The 1703-nt window shown below is 66.8% G+C and carries 2 protein-coding genes; both read right to left on the minus strand.

What is annotated here, in order from left to right:
- Nucleotides 1-207, minus strand: a 207-nt coding sequence (locus tag GGQ90_RS28835; protein WP_188084649.1) for an ATP-binding protein, incomplete at its 3' end; no start/stop codon positions are given.
- A gap of 11 nt (nt 208-218) precedes the next feature.
- The coding region (gene istA / locus GGQ90_RS28840; RefSeq protein WP_188084648.1) for an IS21 family transposase at nt 219-1703 on the minus strand (1485 nt) is incomplete at its 5' end.

A 1703-nucleotide genomic window follows, 5' to 3' on the forward strand; every position in this document is an offset into this window, starting at 1 on the left:
TGCCTGATGGCGCAGCTTGGCGAACCGCAGCCGGGCGGCCAGCTTGCGGTCGTGGCGGAAGCTCCATTCGCGGTCGAGCAGCAGCGCCAGCCATTCGGGATGGGTGAGCCGCTCGGCTTCGGCATTGGCGGCCAGTTCGTCGAACGCCCTGGCCATGCCAGCCAGCCCCATTGCGTTCAGCCGGTCGAGAGTGGGATGTTGAAGCATCATGATCTCCTTCAGTGATAGTAGCGGGAACCCCGGATATTCGGGTGGGTGATCGTCCGATCGTCGCGCGCCTGCCGGGGCGCGGGCGCCTGATCGAGCCGGTTGTCGAGGATCGATCGGACCGATCCATAGGTGCGTGCGCCGATATCGAGCGCCCGGCTGCACGCCGCTTCGACCCGTTCGCGGCCGAAGCCCTTCACCAGGCGCACGATGCCCAGGCAGGCCCGGAAGCCCTGCTCGGGATGCGGGCGATCGGTCAGGATTTTCTCGCACAGCAGGGCGGCACAGGGGCCGATCGCGGCCGCCTCGGTGGCGATGCGTTCGATCGTCCAGTCGGCGAAGCGCCGGTGCGATGACGGCATATGCTCGGATATCGTCGTGTGCCGGCCATTGCCGGAGCCGCGCATATGGGCGGCGATCCGTTCACCCTTGTGGAACAGTTCGATCGTACGCGCGGTGATCCGCGCCTCGACCGGCTCGCGCGCGAAGCGATACGGGACCGAGTAATAATGGCGCTCGATCTCGACATGATAATCGAGACCAGCGCGCCGCCGCCGCCATTCGGCGAAGACATAGGGTTCCAGCGGCAGAGCTTTCAGCGCAGGCCTGTCGATGGCCTCGAACAGCTGGCGCCGGGTCTGGCCCACGCGGCGCATGATACGGCGGTCATTGAGGTCGGCGAGCAGGTCGCCGATCGCGGCGTTGAGTTCGGCCAGGCTATAGAAGATCCGATGCCGAAGGCGCCCGAACAGCCAGCGCTCGACGATCAGCACGCAGGCCTCCACCTTGGCCTTGTCGCGTGGGCGGCGCGGACGGGTCGGCAGCACCGCGCTGTCGTAATGTGCCGCCATCTCGGCATAGCTGCGGTTGACCTGTGGATCGTAAAGGCAGGCCTTGATCACCGCGACCTTGGCATTGTCCGGCACGAACAGGGCAGGCGCGCCGCCGAAGGCTTCCAGCGCCCGCACGTGCGCCGCGATCCAGTCGGGCAGCGTCTCGGTCCAGCTCGCCTCGGCATAGGACAGGCTCGATGCACCCAACACCGCCACGAAGATGTGCGCGTCGCGGATTTCGCCGGTCAGCCGGTCGACCACGACAGCCACCTTGTCGCCCGCATAGTCGACGAACAGCTTCTCGCCGGCGGCGTGGGTCTGCCGCATCGTGACCGGCAGCTTCGCCGCCCAGCCACGATAGAGATCGCAGAACCGGCTGTAGCGATAACCTTCCGGATGCTGAGCGATATATTCGTCCCACACGATCTGCAGCGTCACATGCTTGCGCTTCAACTCGCGATGGATCGCTGCCCAGTCCGGTTCAGGGCAGCGGCGATGGCCGGTCTTGGTGCCAGCCGCGCGGTAAAGCGCCGCCTCCAGAACGGCATCGCTGACATCCGCGCCCAGCGGCCAAGCCAGACCCGCGACCGCTGCCCGCCTCAGCGTCTCGCGCACCGTCGAGGGCGCGGCGCCCACCCGATACGAAATCGCCTTGTGACCCAG

The sequence above is a fragment of the Sphingobium scionense genome, from assembly GCF_014197035.1.
GTDB lineage: Bacteria > Pseudomonadota > Alphaproteobacteria > Sphingomonadales > Sphingomonadaceae > Sphingobium > Sphingobium scionense.